Source organism: Halorubrum gandharaense (assembly GCF_054654575.1).
On the sequence record NZ_BAAIET010000001.1, the window covers coordinates 255,146 to 279,732 of the forward strand.

At 62.5% G+C, this 24,587-nt stretch carries 22 protein-coding genes and 1 pseudogene; 13 read left to right on the top strand and 10 right to left on the bottom strand.

Annotated elements, in window-relative coordinates; all coding sequences use genetic code 11:
- Positions 1-26: 26 nt before the first annotated feature.
- Positions 27-2,420, bottom strand: coding sequence for a heavy metal translocating P-type ATPase (locus tag ACYQ07_RS01270; RefSeq protein WP_071401731.1), 2,394 nt, complete (start codon positions 2,418-2,420; stop codon positions 27-29).
- 359 nt (positions 2,421-2,779) lie between these two features.
- On the bottom strand, positions 2,780-4,111 hold the full coding sequence (locus ACYQ07_RS01275) for a 4Fe-4S binding protein (RefSeq protein ID WP_076584436.1): 1,332 nt from the start codon (positions 4,109-4,111) through the stop codon (positions 2,780-2,782).
- A gap of 189 nt (positions 4,112-4,300) precedes the next feature.
- Here ACYQ07_RS01275 and ACYQ07_RS01280 point away from each other — a divergent pair.
- Positions 4,301-4,615: pseudogene (locus ACYQ07_RS01280) on the top strand (zinc ribbon domain-containing protein); the annotation flags it as partial.
- 58 nt (positions 4,616-4,673) lie between these two features.
- Here the strand turns inward: ACYQ07_RS01280 and ACYQ07_RS01285 are convergent.
- From ACYQ07_RS01285 to ACYQ07_RS01295, 3 genes are all read right to left on the bottom strand, one after another.
- Complete coding sequence (locus ACYQ07_RS01285; RefSeq protein WP_071401729.1) at positions 4,674-5,588, bottom strand: ZIP family metal transporter; 915 nt, start codon at positions 5,586-5,588, stop codon at positions 4,674-4,676.
- Between the two features lie 171 nt (positions 5,589-5,759).
- Positions 5,760-6,446 carry a metal-dependent transcriptional regulator gene (locus ACYQ07_RS01290; protein ID WP_071401728.1) on the bottom strand — a complete coding sequence of 229 codons (687 nt, stop codon included), beginning with the start codon at positions 6,444-6,446 and terminating at the stop codon, positions 5,760-5,762.
- Between the two features lie 405 nt (positions 6,447-6,851).
- The gene (locus tag ACYQ07_RS01295; protein ID WP_071401727.1) at positions 6,852-7,847 is read right to left on the bottom strand and encodes an arsenic resistance protein; all 996 of its coding nucleotides are present in this window, start codon (positions 7,845-7,847) and stop codon (positions 6,852-6,854) included.
- A 416-nt stretch (positions 7,848-8,263) separates the two neighbouring features.
- Between ACYQ07_RS01295 and ACYQ07_RS01300 the strand changes: the two genes are divergently transcribed.
- The 7 genes from ACYQ07_RS01300 to ACYQ07_RS01330 all read left to right on the top strand — a co-directional run bounded on the left by ACYQ07_RS01300 (position 8,264) and on the right by ACYQ07_RS01330 (position 15,672).
- Positions 8,264-9,097, top strand: a complete 834-nt coding sequence (locus ACYQ07_RS01300) for an MBL fold metallo-hydrolase (protein WP_459876266.1) — start codon at positions 8,264-8,266, stop codon at positions 9,095-9,097.
- Between the two features lie 146 nt (positions 9,098-9,243).
- Positions 9,244-10,761, top strand: coding sequence for a hypothetical protein (locus ACYQ07_RS01305; RefSeq protein WP_459876269.1), 1,518 nt, complete (start codon positions 9,244-9,246; stop codon positions 10,759-10,761).
- Between the two features lie 49 nt (positions 10,762-10,810).
- Positions 10,811-11,716, top strand: a complete 906-nt coding sequence (locus ACYQ07_RS01310; protein ID WP_459876272.1) for a phosphoribosyltransferase HisG-related protein — start codon at positions 10,811-10,813, stop codon at positions 11,714-11,716.
- 380 nt (positions 11,717-12,096) lie between these two features.
- On the top strand, positions 12,097-12,489 hold the full coding sequence (locus tag ACYQ07_RS01315; protein WP_459876275.1) for a DUF5805 domain-containing protein: 393 nt from the start codon (positions 12,097-12,099) through the stop codon (positions 12,487-12,489).
- Positions 12,482-13,558 carry a tyrosine-type recombinase/integrase gene (locus ACYQ07_RS01320; protein WP_459876278.1) on the top strand — a complete coding sequence of 359 codons (1,077 nt, stop codon included), beginning with the start codon at positions 12,482-12,484 and terminating at the stop codon, positions 13,556-13,558. The genes ACYQ07_RS01315 and ACYQ07_RS01320 overlap by 8 nt, the downstream gene beginning before the upstream one ends.
- Positions 13,559-13,718: 160 nt before the next feature.
- Positions 13,719-14,624 (top strand): cation diffusion facilitator family transporter, encoded by a 906-nt coding sequence (locus ACYQ07_RS01325; protein ID WP_459876282.1) that lies wholly within the window; start codon positions 13,719-13,721, stop codon positions 14,622-14,624.
- Positions 14,625-14,736: 112 nt separating this feature from the next.
- The gene (locus tag ACYQ07_RS01330; protein ID WP_459876285.1) at positions 14,737-15,672 is read left to right on the top strand and encodes a ZIP family metal transporter; all 936 of its coding nucleotides are present in this window, start codon (positions 14,737-14,739) and stop codon (positions 15,670-15,672) included.
- 49 nt (positions 15,673-15,721) lie between these two features.
- Here the strand turns inward: ACYQ07_RS01330 and ACYQ07_RS01335 are convergent, their stop codons facing one another.
- Both ACYQ07_RS01335 and ACYQ07_RS01340 read right to left on the bottom strand, forming a co-directional pair.
- Positions 15,722-18,040, bottom strand: coding sequence for a type I restriction endonuclease subunit M (locus tag ACYQ07_RS01335; RefSeq protein WP_459876288.1), 2,319 nt, complete (start codon positions 18,038-18,040; stop codon positions 15,722-15,724).
- Positions 18,037-18,324, bottom strand: a complete 288-nt coding sequence (locus ACYQ07_RS01340; RefSeq protein WP_459876290.1) for a DUF7111 family protein — start codon at positions 18,322-18,324, stop codon at positions 18,037-18,039. Before ACYQ07_RS01340 ends, ACYQ07_RS01335 begins: the two co-directional genes overlap by 4 nt.
- Positions 18,325-18,469: 145 nt before the next feature.
- On the opposite strand from ACYQ07_RS01340, the gene hisF reads away from it, so the two are divergent.
- Both hisF and ACYQ07_RS01350 read left to right on the top strand, forming a co-directional pair.
- Positions 18,470-19,288: an imidazole glycerol phosphate synthase subunit HisF gene (gene hisF / locus ACYQ07_RS01345; protein ID WP_459876293.1), complete on the top strand. Its 819-nt coding sequence runs from the start codon at positions 18,470-18,472 to the stop codon at positions 19,286-19,288.
- 84 nt (positions 19,289-19,372) lie between these two features.
- Positions 19,373-19,579 (top strand): DUF7511 domain-containing protein, encoded by a 207-nt coding sequence (locus ACYQ07_RS01350; RefSeq protein WP_459876296.1) that lies wholly within the window; start codon positions 19,373-19,375, stop codon positions 19,577-19,579.
- Positions 19,580-19,766: 187 nt separating this feature from the next.
- Here the strand turns inward: ACYQ07_RS01350 and ACYQ07_RS01355 are convergent, their stop codons facing one another.
- A complete protein-coding gene (locus ACYQ07_RS01355; protein ID WP_459876298.1) occupies positions 19,767-20,045 on the bottom strand; it encodes a DNA-directed RNA polymerase subunit L in 279 nt (92 codons plus the stop codon).
- A 314-nt stretch (positions 20,046-20,359) separates the two neighbouring features.
- On the opposite strand from ACYQ07_RS01355, the gene ACYQ07_RS01360 reads away from it, so the two are divergent.
- From ACYQ07_RS01360 to ACYQ07_RS01370, 3 genes are read left to right on the top strand one after another with little or no spacing between them, the layout of a single operon-like run.
- The gene (locus tag ACYQ07_RS01360) at positions 20,360-20,506 is read left to right on the top strand and encodes a DUF2080 family transposase-associated protein (RefSeq protein WP_459876301.1); all 147 of its coding nucleotides are present in this window, start codon (positions 20,360-20,362) and stop codon (positions 20,504-20,506) included.
- A 3-nt stretch (positions 20,507-20,509) separates the two neighbouring features.
- Positions 20,510-21,739: an RNA-guided endonuclease InsQ/TnpB family protein gene (locus ACYQ07_RS01365; protein WP_459876304.1), complete on the top strand. Its 1,230-nt coding sequence runs from the start codon at positions 20,510-20,512 to the stop codon at positions 21,737-21,739.
- Between the two features lie 38 nt (positions 21,740-21,777).
- Positions 21,778-22,350, top strand: coding sequence for a GNAT family N-acetyltransferase (locus ACYQ07_RS01370; protein ID WP_459876307.1), 573 nt, complete (start codon positions 21,778-21,780; stop codon positions 22,348-22,350).
- 490 nt (positions 22,351-22,840) lie between these two features.
- Here ACYQ07_RS01370 and ACYQ07_RS01375 read toward each other — a convergent pair whose 3' ends face one another.
- Positions 22,841-24,142, bottom strand: a complete 1,302-nt coding sequence (locus tag ACYQ07_RS01375) for an outer membrane protein assembly factor BamB family protein (RefSeq protein WP_459876310.1) — start codon at positions 24,140-24,142, stop codon at positions 22,841-22,843.
- A gap of 55 nt (positions 24,143-24,197) precedes the next feature.
- A complete protein-coding gene (locus ACYQ07_RS01380; RefSeq protein WP_459876313.1) occupies positions 24,198-24,575 on the bottom strand; it encodes a DUF3209 family protein in 378 nt (125 codons plus the stop codon).
- Positions 24,576-24,587 lie beyond the last annotated feature (12 nt).

Genomic DNA, 24,587 nt, shown 5'->3' on the forward strand with positions numbered 1-24,587 from the left:
CGACCGGACTCGGGACGTATCTCCACTCATGATGTCGGTGTTTTGGCTTCGAGAAGCTCATCTGGTTCGATCCGGGACAACCGCGTCGCATTTCCAGTGACGGCCACAGTCATGCCGGCATCACCGATGAGCACTGCCGCCCAGACTGGAACCAAACCGAAGGGAACGCCAGCAGCCAGCAGGCCCTTCGCAACGAGACTCGACCAGATGTTCTGCCGGATCACGCTATTCCCCTTATGCGAGAGGTCATACAGGTACGGTAAACGGGAAAGATCATCACTCATCAGTGCGATATCAGCGGTTTCCAATGCGGTATCGGTTCCAGCCGCGCCCATTGCGATGCCGACCGACGCCGTCGCCAATGCGGGTGCATCGTTCACGCCATCGCCGACCATTGCAACCCCGTCATACGTGTCGTCGAGTTCCTCGATGGCATTGACCTTCTCTTCCGGCAGGAGTTCAGCGCGATAGTTGTCAACGCCGAGTTCTGATGCAATTGCCCGGGCAGTCCGTTCGTTATCGCCTGTGAGCATGATTATCTCCCGGATGCCGAGCTCGTGGAGACGTGTGATGGTCGCCTTCGCTTCCGGGCGGATTTCGTCAGCCACCGCGACGACCCCTTCGATTTCGTCCTCGGTCCCGATCAAGACGACCGTCTTCCCCTCGGATTGTAGCTCAGGAATCGCCTCATCAAGGAGGTCGAGACAGTCATTTCGTTCGCATAGTTCTCGACTTTTCGTTGTTACGACGCCACCATCGGTCGCCGCATGAACGTGGTTGAGATCGAAGCCAAGTTCTTCAAACAGGCCGGGCTTGCCAGCATAGTGGGTCTTCTCGTGAACAGCCGCCTCGACCCCCTTGCCGGTAATGCTCTCGAACTCCTGCACCTCGGGTGTCTCGATATCCCGACCTGCGGCGTGCTCGACGATGGCCTCACCGATGGGATGCTCGGACCGGGCTTCGAGCCCGCGAGCACATCGAAGGACATCCGCTTCCGTATACCCGTTCAACGGGATCACATCAGTGACTGTGAGTTCACCTTTCGTGAGCGTCCCGGTCTTGTCCATGGCGATCGCGTCCACGTCGCCCATCGCTTCAAGGTAATTTCCACCTTTGATCAGGACTCCGTTTTTTGCTCCGCTCGTGATACCTGAGACAACTGAAACGGGCGTCGAGATGACGAACGCGCACGGACAGGCGAGGACTAGTAGCGTCAGACCGTAGAGGAACCAGACCTCCCACGCCGCCGGGAAGGTGTGGGCGTATCCTGCGGCGAGTTCAACCGTCACTGGCTCATCTATGAGAAGCGGTGGAACAGCTGCGGTGAGCACCGCAAGTACCACGACAACAGGCGTGTAATAGGATGCGAACCGATCAACAAACTTCTCTCGCTCAGTCTTGGCCGCCTGCGCGTCCTCGACCATCTCGATGATCCGGGACAAGGTATTGTTGCTCGCCTCAGACGTGACTTCGACTTCAAGGTAGCCGGATTCGTTGATGGTCCCGGCGTATACCTCGTCACCTTCGACTTTATCGACCGGGACGGACTCACCCGTGATCGGTGCCTGATTCACAGCACTCTCACCGTCGATAACGACCCCATCCATCGGGATTTTCTCTCCGGGGCGAACGAGTACGACATCACCAATCTCGACATCCTCGACGGGAAGGGAGATCTCTTCGCCGTTGCGGCGAACGGTCGCCTCGTCGGGTGAGAGATCCATCAACTCTCGAAGCGAGTTGCGGGCCCGATCGATCGAGTACCGTTCCAAGAGTTCGGCCACACTAAACAGGAATGCCAGCAGTGCGGCTTCCAAATACAGTCCAGCGCCGAATCCAAGGCTGGCCGCGAGCGCACCGATGATAGCGATCGAAATCAGCAAGTCAATGTCGAGGCTCCGATTCCGGAGGGAATAGTACCCGTTCCGAAGGATGATCTCGCCTGCGGTTCCGACAGCGGCGAGAAAGAGGATATCAGCAACGAAGAGATCTCTTCCGAGAATGATGGCGACTTCAGTGTTGATGCCGATCAGTAGGAACTCGATGAAGAGGCCTGCGAGGGCAAATCCCCCACTGATCCAGGTTTTGATGGCGCGCTCGCTTTTCCAGACACTTCCCGGCATTTCGTCATGATGAGCATGTGCCTCCGAACCCTGGGACTCGGCACCTGGTGTCGAGGTTTCAACTGAAGAATCAACAACATCGTACCCAGCGTGTTCGATTGCGCGTACGAGATCACGAGTCGAGAGGCTCGCCGTATCATACGTTACGACGACTTTTCCGGTCGTTGGCCGCGTCTCATACTGAATAATGCCTTCGATACTGTCGAGTGCGTTTTCGATCTTCCCTGCACACGACGGACAGTCCATTTCAGGAACATCGAATTGGACTTCGTCGGTTCTTTCAACTGACTCGCTCATTGAGTCACACTACTCGTTGAGGTCTTATGAATTCATCTGCTATCTATTACCCTTATTCTAGTATTCCTTTATCAGTGTGTTCCAAGTGAGTTAATAATAATACTTTGACTAGTTCCTCCTATTCTTCTCGGAACGTGGAGTCGTCGGGCCATTAGACAGCGGAAAGAGGTGGTCAACTCGTGCCTGGAGCCGTCTCCTTATACTGTCTGATTCCATGATAAACAGGTACCAGTGGTTTGGCCTTGCCACTAGAGGGAGTCATAGAACGATTCACATGGCATTCCTACGCCCTATCTGGACCAAACTATCCGTTCACTACAGGAGGTGAACAGAACGCCAAAGTATTCATCAGATAAATATCACCACAACACTTCGACCACGACCCATGCCGTCGTAGCAACCAGTAAGACCGCATGTGGGAGAAGACTTCGTACAATCGTTCGCTTGGAGAAATTGAATCGACGGAACGCGAACCAGACGATACCGAGGCCCCAGATGACACCGATCCACGGGAGAAGCGTCGCATTGAAGCTATTCCAAACGGCGATCGTTGACTCACTGACGAGGGACTCAGACAGAGTAATCGGAATTCCGAACGTGGTGAAGAAGACGTTCAGTGCAGCCCCACCGCTCTCAAGAAAGCCGGGGATGCCATGATTTCCGAGCATGAAGAGGACAGCCCACGGAAGATAGGCGTACGCCAGCCATGTGAACGATTCTTCCCAGTCGATTCCACTCCACCATGATCCGACAGCAGTCGCTGTGAGGTACCCTGCAAACGCGAGAAGGAGACTGGCGAAGTAAGCATAGATATCAACCCAATCTCCAGGGATGAACGCTTCAGCATTCGTGACGGTGACAATGTGATCGGAGAGGACGTGGTCAATCGGGAACACGGCCCACAGTACGATGATGAGAATCGCTTCGTCGGGGAGTGGAATTCGTTGTCGTATGGCTGCGGCACCTGGCCACCGAGCACGGAGACCGACATCTTCGTCAGGCTGTTCCGTTGTACAGTTCATACAGGAAACACAGCGGCGGTCTGAAGACAGGTACTCACTCTTGTATTCAAGCGTCGCGCACTGCACTCCGGTTTCGGCCTCTTGGCGCAACTCGAATGGTGACAACCGGGAGGTGACAGTCATTACTCCCGAAGCAGGGCAGACGTACCGGCAGAACGCTTGTCGTTGATAGACTAAACTCACACCAACTGCGAGGATGGTACTGATCAAGAAGAAGTACGAAATCAGTTGTGGATCGAATACCATTCCAAGATTGTACATCGGCATTCGAGCGAGAATGAACGTAATCGCCGTAATTGACACGACGGAAATAGAGATCCCGAGTACCGTCGTTTTCGTATTCGCAAACATCGGAAAGTGTCGCTTGAGGCCAAATCGTTGTGTGAACCGCACGATCGCACCCATCGGACAGAAATAACACCAGATGCGCCCGATAAGAACCAGACTAAACAACATCACGGGTATCCACCACAACTCAAAAAAGGCGACCGCACCGAAGTTGGACCCAGGGTCTTGTGGACCTGTGAGCCCCTCCCAGATAGCTAAAAAGAAAATCCCTACCATAATTACATGGACAGTTGGTTGAACGTATTTGTTCGTGAGTAGAAATTTCATTATACGATTATCTGTTAGTGTGATATGCCACGGTCGCTCGGAATTCTCGCCCATATGCGTACCGTAAACAGAAAGAAACTGAATAAGTATTGGTGCATTCATCGAAACTTCCACTATATCTAACATCTGTTATATTGTCTCGTGATCAGATCTACTGACTGATAGTGCAACGACCTTTCTCTGCGTTCAGCAGGACCCTCTGACAAGATTCAGAGGAGCGTAATCTCGCCCTGATAACTGTTCTACCAGTATCTCGCGTACAAAGGTGAGATACGTGGTGTTGAGGTACTGCAAGAAAACGAGTGGGAGACGTCGAAAACCTGGTCACGTTGTGGCGACGACACGAAGTCGAATCGCGTGGAACGTGGCTTGTACGTCTGCTCACCGTGTGAGTTGATGGCCAACGCAGATTGTTACGGATCGGAGAATACGTGACAAAAGATAACTCCGGATCCTCACGGCGAGGAGAGGAGTAATGGCTGTGTTGCACAGTCATCGATACACCTATTCGACCGCGAGAGCGGGATGTTTCGCACGAGAGAGCAGGTCGTGTCGTAGACCTGCAAATATCCCACCTGCCGTACGGGAAGCCGCGCCCATCAGGGTGCGGAGGATGTTACAGGAGAATCATATCGATAAACACCTCGTCAAGAAGGAACATGAAGACGAATCCACCGACAAAGCCGCTCATATTTGCGCGGGTGAGTACCTGCGGCGTGTCGAATTTGATGAGGTCTACCACCTGCCAGATCACTTGGGCGATTGCACCAATCCCCACTGCAAGGAGTGCAGCTGCCATAACCGGTGAAAAGGCGACAGCAGCGATCCAGCCGCCAAGCACGACGGGACCGCCCGCAATCACGCCGAGAGCTGCAAAATGAAGTAGCGGTGGTGCTTCGGCGTCACGGGCAACGGCAGCAACTACGGTCGGCCCTTCTGTCACGTTATCGAGGATAAAGCCAACAATCAATAACGTTGCGAGTGCTGCTTCACCCAGCAATAGGGAACTCCCGATTGCGATACCTTCACCGAGGCTGTGCAGGCCAAGCCCGAGTGCAACCAAGTACGCAACGCCGAGCCCTCGGTTTCCGCTCTGTTGAGCGCGAGCAAGACTCCACCGGCTCACGCCAACCATCAGGAGGAGCGTCCCGATGAATCCAACGATAGCTAACCCTGCTGCAAGACTTGGCGACGGTGCCGCCGCAGCGTACTCGATTGCTTCTTCCGTCATTTCTACACCGACGAACGCGAGGACCCCGGCTGAGAGTGCTAACACAATATGGAGTTTACTGTGATCGAGTGTCCGCATAAACGGGAACCAGAGCATCCCAATCACAACAGGGATAATTCCGACAATGAGTCCGATCAGTACCATTGTCCCAAGCACCTCACCTGTTGTGGCGGTTTCAATTGCCTCCAAGTCACCAAGCGGAGAGGTGATTGCTAAGAGCGCAATTGCTGCACCGAGAACGATGAATGGTCCGAGAAACAATACCGACCGAGGAAGCTGCTCGTACGGTGATTCCCTCATGAGCCATCACCAACAGGAAAAGTCGTGTCGGACAGGCTAGGCGCGTTAGCACTCGATCCAGTGAGTCTATCGTCGGTACCGCAAATCGCATCCGAGCCGAAATCTGCGTTCATCAAGCCAAATTTGATTGGGCTAAATAAAAAGTTTTGCTATAGGTATATTAGATTGAGCCTAATAAAACACCTGTGCTGGTTCCACAGTGGCGACACGCACGTGGTGGGCAATGTGTTGTGGGAGTGAGACTGGTTGGTCATTATCACCGGCTAGAACAGTGATCATCCCGAACGGTGCAACCTCACGGACTGTAAGTTCGGTTCCGGGAGTGATCTCATGGTCGGCCAGATATTCGAGGACTTCCGAATCCCGGTCGCTCACTTGTTCAACAATGACTATCGTATCCTCCTCAAACTCCGAGAGGGCAATCCCTGGTCCGCCATCCGGAAGTTCGAGCGTCGAATTAGGAATCGGATCGCCGTGTGGGTCGGTTTCTGGATCGTCAAGTGCCGCAGCTATACTCGTGACAAACTCGTCGCTGATGTGGTGTTCGAGCCGATCCGCTTCCTCGTGGACCTCTGCCCACGAATAATCGAGATGTTCGGTTAAATAAGCTTCAAGGAGTCGATGATGGCGGATGATTTCAAGGGCTACCCGCTTTCCATGTGCCGTCAGCGAGACGCCTTTGTACTTTTTGCGCTCGATGAGGTTCCGCTCTTCTAGTTTGTCGAGCATACTTGTCACCGTGGGCGCAGTCACGTCGAGTTCGTCAGCGATCTCCGATGTCCGGACTCTCTCCTCGTTCTCTTTGTGGAGGTGGTAGATTGCCTTAATGTAATCCTCCATCACAGCGCTTAGCATCATTACTTAAATTAGACATCCCTAATCCCTAAATATGTTGTCCCAAATTACGGGCAGTAAAAAATTAGTATTTCTGGAAGTCCCTAGACTTACGCCCAGTCCACCTTGACTAACGAAATGGATGGATCTCATCGCATAGTTGTAACACCGTCCACACACGCTCCACTCCAGAGGGTACTACCTTGGAATCAACCTTCATAAGGATGACTCGCACGTCGCCGTTGTGGACGACGATGGCGAGGTTGCCGAAGAGATTTATGTTACAGGTTGTAACCTGAAAATACCTCGCTCTTCGAAGCCCGTCGTTGAAGTCGGTCTATCATGCGGCTGAATCTGACTGAACTGTAGCCCATTCTAAATGCGGTTCGAGTCGGCCTCGAATCTCATAGTGTTATGTTGAATAGCCTGTCAGCCTCTGCTGAACAGGATAGCAGGGTCAAACGGGCACCACTCTCGATCTCTAATTGCTACATGGATATGTGCAATCACTCCGAGGAGAGGGAGTTCTAAGAGCGGTCCGATCACTAATGCCAGCGGGATGAGCGGTTCGTGTGGAAACGCGACAACGGCAATTGCGAGGGCTGTCGGTGAGTTCCGTGAGAGGATAGTATTGTTGAAACAAACCATCTCTTTGTAGGAAAACGAGAGCACTCGCCCGACGCCAAACCCGATGCCGAGGTTGATCGCATAGAAGACGATTACGGGAACAGCAAGGAGTGCTAGCAGTCCGGGATTCTCAAGGATCACCTCACCTTGCGAGGCGAACATCGCGCCGATAGCGAGGCTTAAAAAGATGATTTGGAGCGGGCTCAACTTCGGAAGGAACTGCCGATTGAACCACTGCTGGCCCATCTGACGAGTCAACCCCCACCGAGCAATTCCGCCGAGCACGAGCGGAACGATGAGCACGAGAACGACACTTTCGACCAGCAACTCCACCGGTAACGTAACCAGTTCGCCCGCGAAGACGTACAGGTAGAGCGGAAGTAGTATCAACTGGAGAACGAGGTTGTACGGGAGAATAGAGGTTGCCAGCGGTACATCCCCGCCCGCGATGTCGGTGAAGATGAGATACCAGTCCGTACATGGCGTCACCATCAGCATAATAAGTCCGACCCACAGGGCAGGGTGGTCTCGCAGAAATATCGCGCCGAGTGCCACCGCCAACAGCGGACTCCAGATGAAATTTATCAGAAGACTTGACCCGACCACACGACGATTTTTGAACGCCGACCGGAGTCGAGAAAGTGGAATTCCGGCGAACGCGGCAAACAGCATTACCATCAAAAATGGAAGAATCAGTTGGTCAGCGACAGGAGCGACGCCAGAAACCTGCCCCACTGCGAGGCCGCCGCCGATAACGACGAGAACAAACACTGTCTGATATTTTTCGACGAAATCCATTTTGTGAGAAGTTACGTCTGTTGCTGGTTATGCCGTTTGATTTCCACCAATACCTGCTCATGGGAACACGAGTCTCGGAATCAATTCCACGAAGTTGAAAAATAACAGTCAGTAGCTGTGGAACCCGTAAGCACCTCCTTTTCGGCCCTCGCTTCTAACCATTACCTATATACAATTTTGACAATTATCGTAGAACACGAGGAGGCTGACCAGTTGTAACGGCCAGAGAATATCAATCAGTTGGTGGTTTGTAGCTGCGAGCATGCCGAATCTCTGCCATCCTGATCCGCCATAATTCTGTATAGCGTCTTATAGTGTATAAGACTGACTTCGATCGCTCTTGTGTGTTACCAAATGACGTGCAAATTCCCACCGACTCCGGAACGATTACGGATTTGCCCCTCACAGTCTGCTCTATGACCAACTCCGACTGGGGCGACTGGTTGCCGCACGCGGTGGCCGACGCCGACCCCGACACGGTCGCACTCTGGTACCTCGGCTGTAACGGCTTCGCAATCAAGGGTAGCGAAGGGACCGTTCTCTGGATCGACCCGTACGTGGGCACCGGCGACCCGCCGCGTACGGTGCGGATGATCCCCATCCCGTTCGACCCCGAGGACGTCGAGGGTGCGGACGCCGTCCTCGCCACGCACGAGCACACGGACCACACGCACGGCCCCTCGCAGGCGCCGATCCTCGCAAACACGGACGCCGAGTTCCTCGGGCCCGACGACTCGCTCGCCGTCGCACGCGAGGAGGAGTCGTGGACCGACGAGTGGGACGTTTCCGACGAGCAGTTTCAGGAGGTGCGTGAGGGCGACGAGCTTCGCATCGGCGAGTTCACCGTCCACGTCGTCGAGACGTTCGACCCCGACTCCACTCACCCCGTTGGCTACGTGATCGAACACGACGCCGGCACCGTGTTCCACGCCGGCGACAGCAAGCCCTCGCCGTCGTTCGCGGGGCTCGCGGAGTCGTTCGACATCGACCTCGGCATCCTCGCGTTCGGCTCCGTCGGCACCGTTCCCGACAAGGAAACGGGCGATCCGGTCCGCACCAAGTGGTACAGCGACGAAAACGAGATCGTGGAGGCCGCAAGCGCCCTCGAACTCGACCGGCTGCTCCCCACACACTGGGACATGTGGAAGGGGCTCACCGCCGATCCGACGGCGTTGCACGCCCACGCGAACAGCTTTGAGCACCCACAGCGTCTGGAGATCGCGGAGATCGGCGACCGGATCGACCTCTGAGCCGTCAGCAGGGGTCACGGCCGGTTCGCCGGCACGCTTAGCGCCGCGTTCGCCGCCGGCGTGGAGGCGATACTCGCCGCGTGAGGATTATCAGCGACGAAACCCGGCCCGTGTGATTTAAGCCCTTCCTTGCGGACGCTTGAGCCATGAGCGAACGGACCGCGGAAGCAGCCATGACCGTCGAGGAGGACGGAGTACGCGTCGAGAAGTCCTTCACGGACGACGAGTTCCCCGTGCCAGCGGTGACGTACGACCTCTCCTCCTCGCGTGAGGAGGCCGCCCGCGTGCGGATCGTCGACTCGATCCCCGAGTCGTTCCCGATGGACCGCGTTGGCTTTCACCCCGACTACGAAAGCGAAAACTGGACCGCCTACAAGGACCACCGCGTGGAGTTCGAGCGCGTGCTCGAACCCGGCGAGGAGGTCCGCACGGTGTTCGGAATCCGGTCGGACGACCCCGATCTCGACGGCTTTCTCTCGACGCCCGTTATCGAGCACGTCCCCGTCGGCGAGGAGATCGAGGACGTCCTCGGCGAGGACAGCGACGCCGTCCGCGAGGTGCTCTCGGGTGACCGGACCACGCTCCCAGGGATGGAGGAAGCGGCGGAGGACGCCGAAACGGCCGACATCGGCGACATCGACGTTGCGGAGGAAGCGGACGAAGGCGACGGGGCCGACGAGCCTGCTGCACCCGAATCCGTCGAGCCCCGCGAGCTCGCGACCACGACCACCGCTGCAGTCACGCGCCGGAGCGGGGCGACCGACGAGGAGGTCGCCGTAGAGGAGAACGCGGAAGCCGAAACCGGAGCGGGCGCGGACGAAGAGGAAGCGCCGGAACCCGACACGGAACGTGCGCCTGCCGCGACCACCGCAGCACCGCCCGAGGGCGGCGTCGCCGCCGCGCTCGCCGCGGAGGTTCGTGCGGGCGAGGCCGCCGAGGAGGACCTCGAACTCCTGCGTGAGTCGCTCGGCGAGGGCGTCCCGCGGAGCGTCGACGTCCGTATTAGCCGGCTGCAGTCCAGCGTCGCCGACATGGAGGCGTACACCGACGCGCTTGAGGCGTTCCTCGACGAGGAGGGAACCGCCGAGGAGGTGCTCTCTGGGCTGCAGGACCGCCTTGACGATGTCGAATCCGAGGTCGACGCGCTCGTCGACCGTGCGGATTCGGCCGCGACGGAGCGCGAGGAGCTCGACGAGCGTGTCGGCGGCGTACAAGACGCCCTCGTTGGCGTCGAGGAGACCGTCATGCGCGTCGAACGCTCCGTGGGTGACGTGGAGGAGACGGTCGACGATGTGGAAGGAACCGTCGAGGGCGTCGTTGACGACGTTGCAAGCGTGGAGTCCGAGATGACGGGTCTCGACGAGGCGCTTGACGACCTGAGCGACGACGTGAGCACGCTGTACGACGAGCTGGAGTCGACCGCCGCGTCGCTTGAGGACACCGACGAGCGCGTCGCCGACACGGAGGCGACGCTCGACACCTACGACGCCGAGTTCGGCGACATCTGGGACGACCTCGCGGAGGTCGACACCCGACTGACGGCGGTCGAGGAGGACCTGGGCGACGATCTGGGCGATGTCGAAGCCGAGATCGAGGCGATCCACGACCAGCTGGAGGAGCTGGACGCGTTCCGCGAGCGCCTCAACGAGGCGTTCGGGCCGTAGTTCGGCCGGAAACACAACCCGTTTTACCGCCGACCACCGAGTGACGGCAATGAGTGAGATCGTGCCGGTTGCCGTCCCTCGGAAGGGACGACCGCTCGAAGCCGTGTTAGAGCGGATCGCGAACGTCGGCGACCGCGAGGAGCTCGACGCGCTCGCCGACCGCGTGAGCAACACGCTCCGCTACGAGAAGGCGGTCACCAAGGGGAACATGACGGCCGAACGTGGTCCCTACGAGCGGCTCGCCGAGTACTCTGCGCCCGGAGAGCCGGACGAACCGGAGTTCACGCTGATGCGTGACGACAGGGACGGCAAGCCTCGGCGGATCGTTTTCGACGCCGCCACCGTCGAGCTCGATGGGGTCTCCATCAAGCTCGTCGGCCGCGAGGAGCCGTTTCGGGCGCTTCGGACCCACGAGTTCGCGCTGGGATTCGACTCTGCTGACCTCGTGTTGGAGGAGGTCGTCGAGCTCCGCCCGCAGGGCGTCGAGACGCTCGCCGACATCAACGAGCGGATCAACCCCCGCGACACCGACGTGCGGGTCGTCAACGGCCTTGGGGACACCGTCTACCACACGTTGATGGCCGACCCAGAGATTCTCCCGTCGGGCGACGAACTCGACCGCGAGTTCGTCGCGAGCTACGAGGGATCCCTCTGTATCTCGCCGCGATACGAGCGGCTGGTCGCCGCCGTGCTCGGCACGAACGCCCTCGAACACGTCGAGTTCGCCTATCCGACCCCCGACGAGGAAGAGGAGGCCGCCATCGCCCGCACGGGCCTCGGCGTCTATCTCACCGTCACCGGCTCGACCGCGCGCGACCACGGGCTCGTGCTAGGGGAACACCTCTTCCCCAGCGAAACCGTGCTCATGCGCAACGTTGCAGAGTCCGGCGCTGCCATCGAGCGCGCCCGTGACCTCCTCGTGGCGCCCGAACCCGACTCGAAGATCGCCGTCTGAACGCTCTCCGCTTCTCCCGGCTGTGCCGTCCGCCAGCGCCCGCCGGCGTCCGTGAGCGAGCGTATCGTAGAGTGTCGTTTATCGTTCATGGATGACGAGTGCGCCGGCGAGCGCTGGCACCCTCGCTCTCCGAAAGCAACCGTCGAATGATCGGACCCGCTCTGCAGCGCCGAATCCTGTCCTACTCTTGTGAACACAATCAGAATCGGAGGGGGAATCATATCTTATTATGTAGGACCAGATAGGCTACTAGATAGTACTTCAAATCAAGATATTCTAGATACGACCACCGTTTTGTAGTGTGGTACGTTCGGATAAAGTCCCTTATCCGGAATTGTGGGATAGATTCAAGGTGCTTGCCCGAGAGGTGCCGATAACGGATGAGCACCGACGACGAGACGGACCGGCGCGCGGTGAAGACGTACGTGCCCGAATATCAGAAATCCGAGTGGAAGGCGCACGCCGACGAACTGGGGATGTCCCAAAGCGAGTTCCTCAGAACGATGGTACAGGCCGGGAGACGGGGGTTCTCGGTCGAGAATTCGAGTAACCCCGAGGAGGGCAGTGATCAGGGGGATGACCCTAGGGGTGATGGCCTCGAAACCCGGGTCGAGGATGCGCTCGCCGGCGGCGCCCGTTCGTGGGACGCGTTGGTCGAGGATCTCTCGGGCAATTTCGAGGATCGGCTGGAGCAGGCGCTCGACTCGCTACAGGATCGCAACCGCGTTCGGTACCGTCCCCGCGAGGGCGGGTACGCGCTCGTCGATGAGTAGTCGAGAGGGTGGTGCCGACGCCGGCGCGGGGGAGGCCGCCGAGGATCCGGTCGGCTACTTCATCGAGGACCTCACCTACCACGGGAAGAGTCGGCGCACGCGGGAGTCGTACGAGCGCGTGCTTCGTCGATTCGAGGCGTTCCTCGCCGAGGGTGGGCCCGCCGGCGGGGCAACGACGCCGGCGGACGCGAGCCACCGCGACTGCATGGCGTTCGTCCACTCGCTGCGGGGCGAGGTCGGCGAGAGCACGGTGGCGACGTACGCCGCCTACCTCCACCGGTTTTACGCGTACATGGCCCAGGTGGGGGCGTTCGACGGGAACCCCATGACCCTCGTGATGGAGGAGATGGACGAAACCGTGGACAAGGACCCCGCACGCCGGGACGTGCCGGTCGCGGCCATGCGGTCGTTCGTTGCCGACGTACGCCATCCGCTACATCGAGCGCTCGTCGTGACGTTGCTGAAAACCGGCATGCGTGTCGGTGAGCTCTGCAACCTCGACCTCCGGGATCTCGCCGTCGACGACCCGGAGCTCGACGAGGCGTACGCGCTCGGCATGCGGCCGACGCTGTCGAACCGCCCGAATTCGCTGTACGTCACCGACGAGGCCGCGGTCGGCGAGTCGCTCAACGGCGAGGTGCGAACCGCCTCGAACAAGCGCAAGCGGGGTACGGTGATCCCCGTCGACGACGAGCTCGCTCGGACGCTGAAGGCGTGGCTGGCGGTGCGACCGGACTCGCGCTCGCCGGCGGACCCCCTGTTCGTCGGCACGAGCGGGGACTGGGGCGAGCGGCTCGATCCGGACGCCGTCCGCCACGTCGTCGAGCGGTACGCCCGCGAGGTGGGCTGGTACCGCACCGGCGGGGGCGCAGCCGAGAACGTCACTCCCCACTACTTCCGGCACTTCTTCACCACGCACCTCCGTGACCGCACCGGCGATCGCGGCGTGGTGAAGTATCTCCGTGGCGACGTGGCCGACGACGTCATCGACACCTACACCCACAACTGGGGCGACCAGGTGCGCGAGACGTACGAGGCCAACATCTACCGGCTGCTTGAGCCACGCTAATTCTGTTCTTCCGTTGACCACACAAATTTCGTCGTGTCAAACCCGACACAATTATGTCCGAAATGGTACTTCTAAATCGTATTCCGCTATATCTAATGCTATAGTTCGTCCCGCCGATCAGCGACGCATTCCTTAAGAAGCGGGGCGGACGACGAGGAGTATGGGGGCCCAGACGAGGACCGACGAGAAACGGCGGTTTCGGCGGGCCGCCGGCGTCAACGTCCTCGGCAACGCGGCGAAGATCGTCGTGCAGGGAACGGCGGGACTCCTGTTCGGCAGCGTCGCCCTCGTGGCCGACGCCGCGCACTCCGTCGCGGATCTGGTTGCGAGTCTCGTCGTGTTGGTGTGGGGTGGGACACGCTACGACGACCCCGACGACGAGCATCCGCACGGCCATCAGCGGATCGAGCCGCTGGCGGCGCTGTTCGTCGGCGCGCTCATCGTGCTGCTCGGGATCAACCTGCTGTGGAGCTCGATCAACGGGCTCCGGTTTGGCACGGACGTGCGGTTCAGCCCGGTCATGCTCGGCGCCCTGGCGTTCGCGATCATTGATATGTACCTGCTGTACTGGTACACCACCCGCGTGAACGCCGACCTCGACTCGACGGCGCTCGCGGCGCTGGCCACCGACTGTCTCAACGACATCTACACCTCGGTGGCGGCGACGGTGGGGGTGCTCGGCGTGCTCTTCGACGTGCCGGTGTTGGACCCGCTCGCCGGCGCGCTCGTCAGCCTGCTGGTCGTACACCAGGGCGTGGAGATCGCCCGCGAGAACGTGACGTATCTCGTGGGCGCGGCCCCGCCGGCGGACGACCGTCAGCGCGTCGCCGAAGCGCTCCGGTCGCATTCGGCCGTCGAGGGGATCCACGACCTCACCGTCTTCTACGACGGGACGGACATCGAGGTGGAGGTGCACGTCGAGGTCGACGGCAGCATGACGCTCCGGCAGGCCCACGATATCGAGACGGAGCTCGTCGACCAGCTTCGCGCGCTCGACGGCGTCGGGGACGTCCACGTCCACCTCGACCCCTCGGGTGTCGGCGAGTGGAAGGACGCCGCCGACTGATCCGGACGGGGCGGAGTCGGAGGGTGGGCCTACGCCGGTGCGTCGAGGCGTGTGACTCCTTCACTCATAGCCACATTTAAGATTAGACGTATCTAATCTTGAAGTACGATAGATGAGTTCTTCTGATCCCGGAGTGTCGTCACCGACCGACTCGCTGCCTCGATGGGCGCTCGCGGTCGGTCCGCTCGTGATCCTCGGCGCCGTGTTGGCGCTGTTGTTTTTCACGTCTCCGTTTGGTGATGCCGGCGCGATGGCCGATGCTTCGACCGGTGAGGTGCTATGGACGATCACGATCATCAGTCTCTTCGTCGGGATCGTCCCCGTCGCCATCGGCATGTTGTGGTTCCCGTACATCCGCCGGCTGAATCCGGTGTATTTGCACGCGGTGTTGGCACTGTCCGCCGGCGTGCTCGCGTTCGTCGCCGTCGAGATGACCGAGGAGGCGATCGACTACGCCGGCGAGGCCGCCGACCCGCTGCTTGCCGGCGGCGTCGCGCTCGCCGCGGGCGTGGTGACGTTCCTGATCGTGATGGGCGCGAGCCGGTGGAGTCACCGGAAGCTCCGTGACACCGAGAGCCGTGGACTCGGCGTCGCGTATCTCGTCGCCGTCGGCCTCGGTCTCCACAGCGTGGGCGAGGGGATCGCCATCGGCGGCGCCTTCATGATCGGCGAGGTCGAGCTCGTGTTGTTGCTCGTGATCGGGTTTCTGATCCACAACATCACCGAGGGGCCGACGGTGGTGGCCGCCGTCGCGCGCGACGCGGAGACGCCACCGCTGCGCCACTTCGCCGCGCTCGGGCTGATCGCCGGCGGGCCGCTCGTCCTCGGCGGGTGGATCGGCGTCGTCGCCTACTCGCCGATGCTGGCAGCGGCGCTGCTCGCGGTCGGTATCGGCGCGATCCTACAGGTGGTCCTTGAGGTCGTCGGCCTGATTCGGCTGGAGGCCGCCTCCGTCGTGACCCGCGCGAACACGATGGGGTTCGTCGTCGGCTTCGTGCTGATGTTCCTGCTTGAGGAAGTGTTCCTCGACATGTACCTCGGGCTCTGAGCGCGCCGGATCCCCTTTTGAGGCGCGTCGGTCGCGTATTCGCCGGCGGTCACTCGTCCTGTGCTACGTCCGCCTCCGCTTCCGTCGGGAGCTCGCCGGCCGCGAGCATGGCGTCGACCGTTTCGTCGATCCGAGCCCGCACGGCTGCCAGCTCGGGGATCGTCGTCCGATTGTAGGCGCGCTTGCTCACGTCGACGTGCTCGGGGACGATCCCGTGGGCCTCCCGGGAGAGGTCGGCGACGCGCTCGGCGGCCTCAGTGTCGGGGTACTCGGGGAGGGCGAGCTCGCTGACGACCGACTTGGAGAGGCCGGACTTCCCGCCGCCCGTGACGGCCTCGATGGCGCGGCGGTAGCTCTCGGAGTTGAGCAGACCACAGAGGAAGTGGGCTTCACGCTCGTCGTCGGTCGGCACGAACATGCAGTGGTCGCCGGGGACGACGAGTTTCTCGCCGAGCAGGTCGTCGTCGACGGTCGACACCACGACGAAGTGCGGTTTGAACCCGAGCCGGCACCAGACGACCTTGTACGGTGCCCACGTGTACTCGCCGAGGCCGAACACGTTGTAGAACGGCCCCTTCTCCAGCCACGACGAGGAGCGTGCCGCCAGTCGGTCGCGATGGTCCTGGAGGTAGGCGTACGTCTCCGGGCAGGCGTCGCGGAGCGCGGCCTCGTTGTCCTCGTGGGCGGCGTCCATCGGAACGAGCCGGTGCTCGTGCCCGAACAGCCCGAACTTCACCACGTGTTTCGACTTGAGGTACGGGAACACCCGGTCGGGCTCGACCCGGTCGAGGTCGGCGTCGTCCATCCCGAACACGGCCGCCGCGTCGTCTTTCACCCCGTGGCGGATCGGGACCTCGCACTCGCCGAGCGCCCGCCGGTCGGCGTCGGTGCGGACCCACGATCCGGCCGGATCCTCCGGGTCCACGGGCGTGAGCCCGGTCTCCTGGCGGGCCAGTCGCCGGCGCATGGTCGCGACGGAGTCGAACGTCGCGCGTTGGGGAGTGTCGGTCGGTTCCACCCCATCGCCCGGCGGCCGCGACCACGCGACGGCGGGAACTGGAAACGTCGGCTCCCGGTCCGCACGGAGGGTGTAGACGGCGGCATCGGCGTTCACGCCGTCGCCGAACGGCGCGAGATGCGTGAAATCGTGGACGCGCGCGGGGGCGAGTCGGCGGTGGCCGACGCTTCCCTCCCGAAAGAGGCGGCCGGCTGGACCCTTCATCAGCCCACGCTTGCAGACCACGCTCACGGTGCCACCCCTCGCGAGGTGGCGGTCGATGCAGGTCCACAGGAACGGGACGGAGACGTCGTCGTTGGCGTGGCCCAACAGCGACTCGGCACCCTCCCGGACGGAGAGCCCGAGCCGGTCGACAGGCCCGGACCGCCAGGCGTCCCGGACGGAGTCGGGGAGGTCACTCCAGGTGATCCACGGTGGATTGCCGACGAGGTGGTCCGCGATCGGGTCGTCCGGTGTGTCAGCATCGATGCCGCCGGCGAACGGCTCCCCCCGAAACCGGATCCGGGTGTCGTGGGTGATCCCGACGGCGTCGACGAGGAAGACCGGCAGTGAGACGGTCTCGCGCTCGGAACCGGAGAGCGGCTCGGCGAGCGCGGCCAGGTACCGGAGTTTGGCGCTTTTGACCGCGAGCGGGTCGAGGTCGAACCCGACGACGGCGTCGGTTATACTCCGCACCGCGCCGTCGGGAGGAGCGGAGAACCCGTCAAGAGCGCGTTCGACGGCGGCCGCCAGAAAAACGCCCGACCCGCAGCCGGGATCGAGCACGCGGTCGAGCTCGCCCGTTGATGCGGGTGGCTCCGGAAGCTCATCGATGGCGAGGTCGGCGACCCCCCGAGGGGTGTAGTACTGACCGAGCGCGCGACGGTAGGCCGGTGACACCACGCGCTCGTGGAGTTCGCGGAGGAGTCCGTCGTCGAGCGTGTGGATGACGGCGTCGGCGGTCACCGCGGATGGCGAATCGGCCGACTCCTCGCCGCCGATCCGGTCGTGGAGGTCGTCGAACGCCACGTCGAGGAGGTCGGTGTTCGCGGACGGTTCACGGTTCGTCACCCGAACGCCGACGCCGTCCTCGACCACGTCGAGGAGTTCGTCGACGACGCGGTCGTACGCGAGCGCGTCGGCGAACGCGGCGGTCGGATCGGCGTCGGTCTGCGCGAACACGTCGCCGTGCGCCTCGCGGACGAAGGTGGCCCACGTGTCGGCCGCCTCGCGGAGCACCGGATCGTCGTCGATCCGGGAGGCGGCACGAGCTGCGTGTGGTGTCGCGACCTCGGTCGCCAGCCGTGCCGCGAGGACGCCGGCGTCCGTGTCGGCTTCGTCCGCGGGTGCGGCCACGTCGCCCCCGCTCACATTCCCATGTCGGCGGCGGCCTCGGGAACCGGCAGGTCGTGAACGTCGACGCCGAGCAGCTCCGCGGCGTGGTCGAGTGCCATGTCGAAGCCATAGTAGCGTTCCAGTTCGTCGCCATCCGGTCCGCGGCGCACCTTCAACATCGCGTAGCCGTCGACGTTCTGGGCCACCGTCGCCGTCCTCCCGTCGTGCGTGAACGTCAGCAGGCGCTCGGCGTCCGTCTCCTCGTAGGTCGCGCGTACGCCGTTCGCCTCGGCCGTCGTCGCGTCCGCCGCATCGGTCATGAGGGGAGTTCGAACCGGGGCCAGTCGTATCTATCGGTCGCCGGTGACCGCTGGCCTGCAGCGACCAGCGACCAGCGACGGCGCCCGCGTATCCTCGCCGGCGTCGGGCCTTTTAACCACGCCGGCCGCCAACTTCCGGCAACGAATGGGACTCACGAAGCGTATCATCCCCTGTATCGACGTCGACCTCGACGAGGAGGGCGACGCCGCCGTCTACACCGGCGTCAACTTCGAGAACCTGGAGTACACCGGCAACCCCGTCGAGCTCGCCAAGAAGTACAACGCGGCGGGCGCCGACGAGTTCGTCTTCCTCGACATCACTGCCAGCGCCGACGGGCGCGAGACGATGCTGGACGTGGTCCGGTCGGTGGCCGACGAGTGTTTCATCCCGCTCACCGTTGGCGGCGGCATCCGCACGAAAGCGGACATCAAGGAGACGCTCCGCGCGGGCGCCGACAAGGTGTCCATCACGACCGGCGCGCTCGAACGCCCCGAGCTGATCGAGGAGGGCGCCGCCGCCTTCGGCTCGCAGTGTATCGTCATCTCCGTGGACGCTCGCCGGCGGTACGACGACGAGGGCGAGCGCTACGTCACCGACGAGGACGGCGAGGAAGTCTGGTTCGAGTGCACGAAAAAGGGCGGCCGTGAGGGAACCGGCATCGACGCCGTCGCCTGGGCGGAGGAGGCCGAGGCGCGCGGCGCCGGCGAGCTGTTCGTCAACTCCATCGACCGCGACGGCACGAAGGACGGCTACGACGTGCCCCTGATGAAGGCGGTGTGTGACGCCGTCTCCACGCCCGTCATCGCCTCTTCCGGCTGCGGCTCGCCCGAGGACATGCACGAGGTGTTCACCGAGGCAAACGCGGACGCCGGCCTCGCCGCCTCCATCTTCCACTACGGCGAGTACTCCATCGAGGAGACGAAGGCGTATCTCGACGAGCGCGGCGTCCCCGTCCGCCTGTAGCGCCGGCCGGCAGTTTTCAATAGGTTTCCCGGGCGATCCATCGAAAGCAACATCTATTAAATGATGACGAGCAAACGGTCGCGTATGCACACGCCGCCGCCACGAGCGCAGGCCACGGGGATGGGCACCGCGAGCGACGACGACGGCGAGCTCGTCTGCCGGCGAACGCGTGAGCCGACGGGTGTGACCGAGTGGACGTTTTTCGAGGCCGACCTCGACCCCGAGGAGCGCACCGCGCGCTGGATCACGGTCGAGGAGGCGGACATCGTCCCGGAAAGCGACTGGCGCTGAAGCGGTGCTCGCCGTCGCCCGGCGACCGCCGTTCGCCGGCTGGTGTCGGCCGCTGACCACCCACCGTCTCCAGTCCTTTTAAGCGACGCCGACCACGCCGCCGGCGAGTAACGGCGCCGTCGCTCTCGGGCGGATACGCGAACGGGAGAACGGAGGGCGCTCGAAGGTCGGGGATCGGCAGTCGGCGTTACGCCGCCTTGACCGCGTCGCGCAGCTCCGTCGTCTTGTCGGTGATCGACGTTGCCGCGTCCTCGACGCAGTCGAGCGGGTCCGTCGTCTCCGACTTCACCGTCAGGATCGGCTCGGTCTGGCCGCCGGACTGCTCGGGGTTCACGTCGTAGGTCGCGGCGGTCACGTCCTCGGCCTCCAGCAGGGCGCCCTTCAGCACGTTCATGAACGTGTGGTCCTCGCCGGCGATCTCGATGCGGAGTTCCGTGTCGGTCTTCTCGATGACCCGCAGTTCCATGGTGCGTGATTCGCCCGAGGCGCGTTTCAAGCTTTCGTCTCCCGGATATCGGAGGTTGCGGAGGGTCCACACGCCACGCGAGCGTTTTTAACTGGAATTAGGTGCTAAGTCCTCTTCCTCAAGGAGCAACGCAGGGAGCGAAGCGACCGAGTAGCGCAGTAGGGAGGGGATACAGCGTTCACAAGAGCGGAGCTCTTGTGCGCGAACGAGACGCACAGCGTCTCGTCAACGCCGCACGGTTCTCAAACACGTTCACCACTCGGCCCACAGGCCCACCGCTACCTTTATGTCTATCCATAGTCTATACAAGGGTGATGGATAGATTTGAAATTGAAGGCGAGGAAGTTCTCGACGGGACTGCAAAACCGTCAGGGAATAGTGCCCACGTCATCGTTCCCAAACGCTGGCGCGGAGCCGACGTGAAAGTCGTCCGCGTCTCCGAACCAAACCCAGACGAGTAGACCATGCAGTACAACTACAAGTATCGACTGAACCCGTCAGAAGACCTCGCTGAGGCACTTCTGTCTCACATCGATACTTGTAGGCAACTGTATAACCACGTTCTCTACCTGCTCAACAAGGCAGACGATATTCCCGCCCGCTACGAGGTGCAGGGACGACTTCCCACCCTCAAATCGTGGTGGGACGACCTCGGAGATGTCCACTCGAAAGTTCTCCAAATGGTCGTCAAGCGCGTCTACGACAACCTCTCCACGCTCAAAGCCCAGAAGGAGAACCGACGCAGCGTGGGAATGCTCAAGTGGAAACCGCCCCGGAAGTATCGGTCGCTCACCTACAACCAGTCCGGCTTCGAACTCAAGAATACGAGTGGTCGGTCCGTGTTATGGTTGAGCAAAATCGGTGAGGTTCCGATACATCTCCACCGAGACATCCCCGAGAACGCAACACTCAAACAGGTCACGGTCAAGCAGGAACCCACAGGTGAGTGGTTCGCCACGTTCGGTATCGATGTGGACGAAGCCACGCCTGAGAAACCGGAGACGCCCGAGAAGGTCGTCGGCATCGACGTGGGGATTCTCAAGTACGCGCACGACACCGACGGGTATGCCATCGAGAGTCCCGACTTCAGCGCCGAGCGTGAACGGTTGGAACGCGCCCAGCGCAACCTTTCACGGAAGGAACACGGCTCTGCGAATTGGGAACAACAACGGCAGGTCGTTGCCGAACGCCACGCCGACCTGAAGCGGAAGAGACGAGACTTCCTCCACAAGTTGTCGAACTACTATGCCACCGAGTACGATTTGGTGGCGGTCGAGGACTTGGACGCGAAGGGACTGGTCGAACTCCCCGGAAACTCGCGGGATCGAGCAGGTGCGGCATGGGGAACGTTTCTGCGGATGCTCGAATACAAGTGCGAGCGCGAGGGGGCCCACTTCGTCGCTGTTGACCCGACAGACACGACGAAGGAGTGCGCCTCCTGCGGTGTCAAGACGGACAAGCCACTGTGGGTTCGTGAACACTCGTGTCCCTCGTGCGGGTTTGAAGCGGACAGGGACGCGAATGCAGCGTGGAATATTCTTTCTCGCGGTCTTGCAGAAGTAGGAGTGGTTCACTCCGAATCAACGCCTGTGGAGACTGCGCTCGCTGTGGATACACCTGTATCTGCAAAGCGCGTCGTAGAAACAGGAAGCCCCACCCTCAAGGAGCGAACGGCGTCAGCCGTGAGCGAGTAGGGTGGGGTAGTTCACGGCGCGTGGACGCAGTCGCGGGCATGGAGCTTCGACGCCTGCCCCCGGACGAGGACGTGCTCCGGCGGTTCGCGCGGGAGTGCTGGCTGCCGTACCACCGCGACCTGGCGGCGGCGTCGGCCTCCCACGCGCTCGCTGACTGGGACGACGACCGCATCGTCGAGGCGAACGTCGACTTCTACCGCGGGCAGTTCGAGGAGGACGGGCGGCGCGGGTGGCTCGCGGTGGTGCCGGCGGGGGACGCGGACGGTGGCGAGGAGGGCGACGAAGATGTCGCCGACCCCGCGACCGCCGCGCTCACCGACCCCGACATCGAGCTGGTCGCCCACCTGCTAACCGAGGCGGACGAGGCACCCGCCGTGTTCGACCGGCCCGACCGGCTCGTGGTCGGGGACATCTACGTGCGCGAGCCGTACCGCGGCACCGGACTTGCCGACCGGCTCGTCGAGCGCGCGGCGGCCGACGCCCGCGAGCACGGATGTGGGGAGTTACGGCTCGACGTTGATGCCGGGAACGAGCGCGCGCTCGCCTTTTATGCGAAGCAGGGGTTCGAGACCTACCGGAAACAGCTGACGCGTGACGTGGACGGGGTGTAGGCTGCGATCTGCGCTTTCGATGTGGCTGTCTGGCGCTTATAAGCGGGTTGTGTGGAGAACAGGGTGATGGACACCTCCATAGCGCCAGTCAGGGCCTTATAAGGGGTTGTGCGGTTGCTGCGGTGAGCACGACGGGTGGGACTCAAAGGGGCAGCCGGCGACGACCACCGGAAGACGTTCCTGCTCGCTTCGCTCGCAGGCTGCCCCTTTGAGTCCCACCCGCCCAGCACTGCAACCGCACCTCACACCTCCCCAGCCTCGGCCGACGACGGCCGCGGGATCGCACCGCCGCGGCCGCCGCCGGCCTCCCTCGCGCTCCGGCTCGCGCCAGCGGGCGCTCGCCGGGCGCGCCACCGCACCGCGCGTCAGTTTATAAGAAGAGCGTTTCCGCTCTGCTCGACCGTTTATATACTCTCTCGCCGGCGGCGATCTGCAACACCCACTCCCGAGGCGTATCACGGAGATCGTCAACGCAGTCACGCCGGTTCGCTCACACGTCTTGGAGGTGCAGCCGGTGGGCGCCGCGGTGGCCGTCCTCGTCGTGGTACGAGATGGGCTCCTCCAGCGTTGCGACCCGTCCGCCGGCGGCCGCAACGTCGACGGCGACGCCGTCGGTTCGGAGGTGCTCGACCGCGCCGGTTTGGGGGACGACGACGCGGACGCCGTGCGTGTCGGGGTCGCGGTCGCGAAAGTGCTGCCCGACGGCGAGCAGGTGGTCGCCCTGGCCTTCCGCCCCCGCGGATTCCGCCCCCGCGGATCCCGTCCGACCGGTCCCGCCCAGCCAGCCGCCGATCGGTGTGGTCCACGCCTGGGTTCCGCGCTCGCGGTCGACCGCGGTGAGCGTGTGCTCGCGGGGGTGGCGCGCATCGGTGTCCCGGCCTGCTTTCGGGAAGGTGTTTCCGGTGACGAACAGCGCGCGGTCGCCGGCGAGCGCGACGTGGTTCGGGTAGGTGTACACCACGTCACCGCCATCAGCACCGTCACCACCGTCACCGCGGCTCGCCGGTTCGCGTTCCATCGGCCGACCGAGGTCGACGCGCCAGCGCTCGCGACCGTCGTGGTCGAGCGCGTAGCCCCGGTAGTCGCCGTGGCTCGCGACGACGACGCCGTCGGCATCGAGCACGACATCGCCGACGCGCCGGCCGCCGTCCGTGCCGGGGTCCCACGTCAGGTCGAGCTCGCCGGTCGCCGCGTCGAGAACGACCAGCCCGCACTGGTGGGCGCCGTGACAGCGGTTGTACGCGACCGCGAGGCGGTCGTCGCGCCGGTCGAGCGCGATCGGCGAGGCGTCGGCGTCGAACGTCCACGCGACCGACCCGTCCGGGTCGAAGGCGTACACCCGGCTCTCGAAGTGGCGGTCGTCGCCGTCGCGCTCGTAGCGCCGCGCGGCGGCGTACAGGCGGTCGGTGTCGCTCGCGAGGGCGACCGTCATCGGGTAGTAGAACAGCGTCTCCTTCGTCGCGCTCCCGAGGTCCGCCTCGATGTCGTGCGTCCAGCGCACGCGGCCCTCGACCGCATCGAGCAGCGCGAGGACCGCGGTCTCGCCGCGCGTCCCGACCAGGACGACCGGCTTGCCGTCCACGAGCGTCGGTTCGAGCGCGACGGCCATGCCGCCGAGGTCGACGGCCCACGATTCGGTGCCGTCGGCGTCGAACCCCCGCACCACGCCGTGACCGGTGCCGACCACGAAGTCGGGAACCTCCTCTTCGTCGCCCCCGACCGCCGCCAGGGCCGACCGCGTCCACTGCTGGCGGGTGTTTCGCGGCGTCAGCTCCGGGAGGTCGACCGTCATCTCGGACCTCACGTCCGCCGTGTCAACGGGAGAGCCTCGGGCGCCTTGCCCTCCCTCACTCATCGACGGGGAAGGTCTCGTGGAGCGTGTGGTGTGTATCCCCGAGGTCCGACAGGAACGACTCCCCTCCATCGACGAGTCGCGCCAGCGAGCGCTCGGCGTCCCGGACCGCCACGACGCGGCCGCGAGTGTAGTCGTACTCCGGGTCCTCGGCGTCCATCGCCGCGACCTCTTCCTCTAAGTCAACCAGTGCGGCGTCGAGGTGGCGTTGGAGCCCCGCCAAGGACTCCGCGTTCGCCAGCGCGGCGATCGGGCCGTCGCCGTCGAGCGCGTCGCCGAGCTCCTGTTCCGCATGCTGGCGCACGGACTCGTCTTCGGTGCCGAGGACGTTCATCAGGCCGAGTCGCAGGGCTTCGATCTCATCACAGCTCATGGCGTACAAGTG

Excerpts from the sequence above, each read along its gene's own strand:
- ACYQ07_RS01270 (WP_071401731.1), bottom strand. The coding sequence starts at position 2,420 with ATGAGCGAGTCAGTTGAAAGAACCGACGAAGTCCAATTCGATGTTCCT.
- ACYQ07_RS01275 (WP_076584436.1), bottom strand. The coding sequence starts at position 4,111 with ATGGGCGAGAATTCCGAGCGACCGTGGCATATCACACTAACAGATAAT.
- ACYQ07_RS01285 (WP_071401729.1), bottom strand. The coding sequence starts at position 5,588 with ATGAGGGAATCACCGTACGAGCAGCTTCCTCGGTCGGTATTGTTTCTC.
- ACYQ07_RS01290 (WP_071401728.1), bottom strand. The coding sequence starts at position 6,446 with ATGATGCTAAGCGCTGTGATGGAGGATTACATTAAGGCAATCTACCAC.
- ACYQ07_RS01295 (WP_071401727.1), bottom strand. The coding sequence starts at position 7,847 with ATGGATTTCGTCGAAAAATATCAGACAGTGTTTGTTCTCGTCGTTATC.
- ACYQ07_RS01300 (WP_459876266.1), top strand. The coding sequence starts at position 8,264 with ATGACCAACTCCGACTGGGGCGACTGGTTGCCGCACGCGGTGGCCGAC.
- ACYQ07_RS01305 (WP_459876269.1), top strand. The coding sequence starts at position 9,244 with ATGAGCGAACGGACCGCGGAAGCAGCCATGACCGTCGAGGAGGACGGA.
- ACYQ07_RS01310 (WP_459876272.1), top strand. The coding sequence starts at position 10,811 with ATGAGTGAGATCGTGCCGGTTGCCGTCCCTCGGAAGGGACGACCGCTC.
- ACYQ07_RS01315 (WP_459876275.1), top strand. The coding sequence starts at position 12,097 with ATGAGCACCGACGACGAGACGGACCGGCGCGCGGTGAAGACGTACGTG.
- ACYQ07_RS01320 (WP_459876278.1), top strand. The coding sequence starts at position 12,482 with ATGAGTAGTCGAGAGGGTGGTGCCGACGCCGGCGCGGGGGAGGCCGCC.
- ACYQ07_RS01325 (WP_459876282.1), top strand. The coding sequence starts at position 13,719 with ATGGGGGCCCAGACGAGGACCGACGAGAAACGGCGGTTTCGGCGGGCC.
- ACYQ07_RS01330 (WP_459876285.1), top strand. The coding sequence starts at position 14,737 with ATGAGTTCTTCTGATCCCGGAGTGTCGTCACCGACCGACTCGCTGCCT.
- ACYQ07_RS01340 (WP_459876290.1), bottom strand. The coding sequence starts at position 18,324 with ATGACCGATGCGGCGGACGCGACGACGGCCGAGGCGAACGGCGTACGC.
- hisF (WP_459876293.1), top strand. The coding sequence starts at position 18,470 with ATGGGACTCACGAAGCGTATCATCCCCTGTATCGACGTCGACCTCGAC.
- ACYQ07_RS01350 (WP_459876296.1), top strand. The coding sequence starts at position 19,373 with ATGCACACGCCGCCGCCACGAGCGCAGGCCACGGGGATGGGCACCGCG.
- ACYQ07_RS01355 (WP_459876298.1), bottom strand. The coding sequence starts at position 20,045 with ATGGAACTGCGGGTCATCGAGAAGACCGACACGGAACTCCGCATCGAG.
- ACYQ07_RS01360 (WP_459876301.1), top strand. The coding sequence starts at position 20,360 with ATGGATAGATTTGAAATTGAAGGCGAGGAAGTTCTCGACGGGACTGCA.
- ACYQ07_RS01365 (WP_459876304.1), top strand. The coding sequence starts at position 20,510 with ATGCAGTACAACTACAAGTATCGACTGAACCCGTCAGAAGACCTCGCT.
- ACYQ07_RS01370 (WP_459876307.1), top strand. The coding sequence starts at position 21,778 with ATGGAGCTTCGACGCCTGCCCCCGGACGAGGACGTGCTCCGGCGGTTC.
- ACYQ07_RS01375 (WP_459876310.1), bottom strand. The coding sequence starts at position 24,142 with ATGACGGTCGACCTCCCGGAGCTGACGCCGCGAAACACCCGCCAGCAG.
- ACYQ07_RS01380 (WP_459876313.1), bottom strand. The coding sequence starts at position 24,575 with ATGAGCTGTGATGAGATCGAAGCCCTGCGACTCGGCCTGATGAACGTC.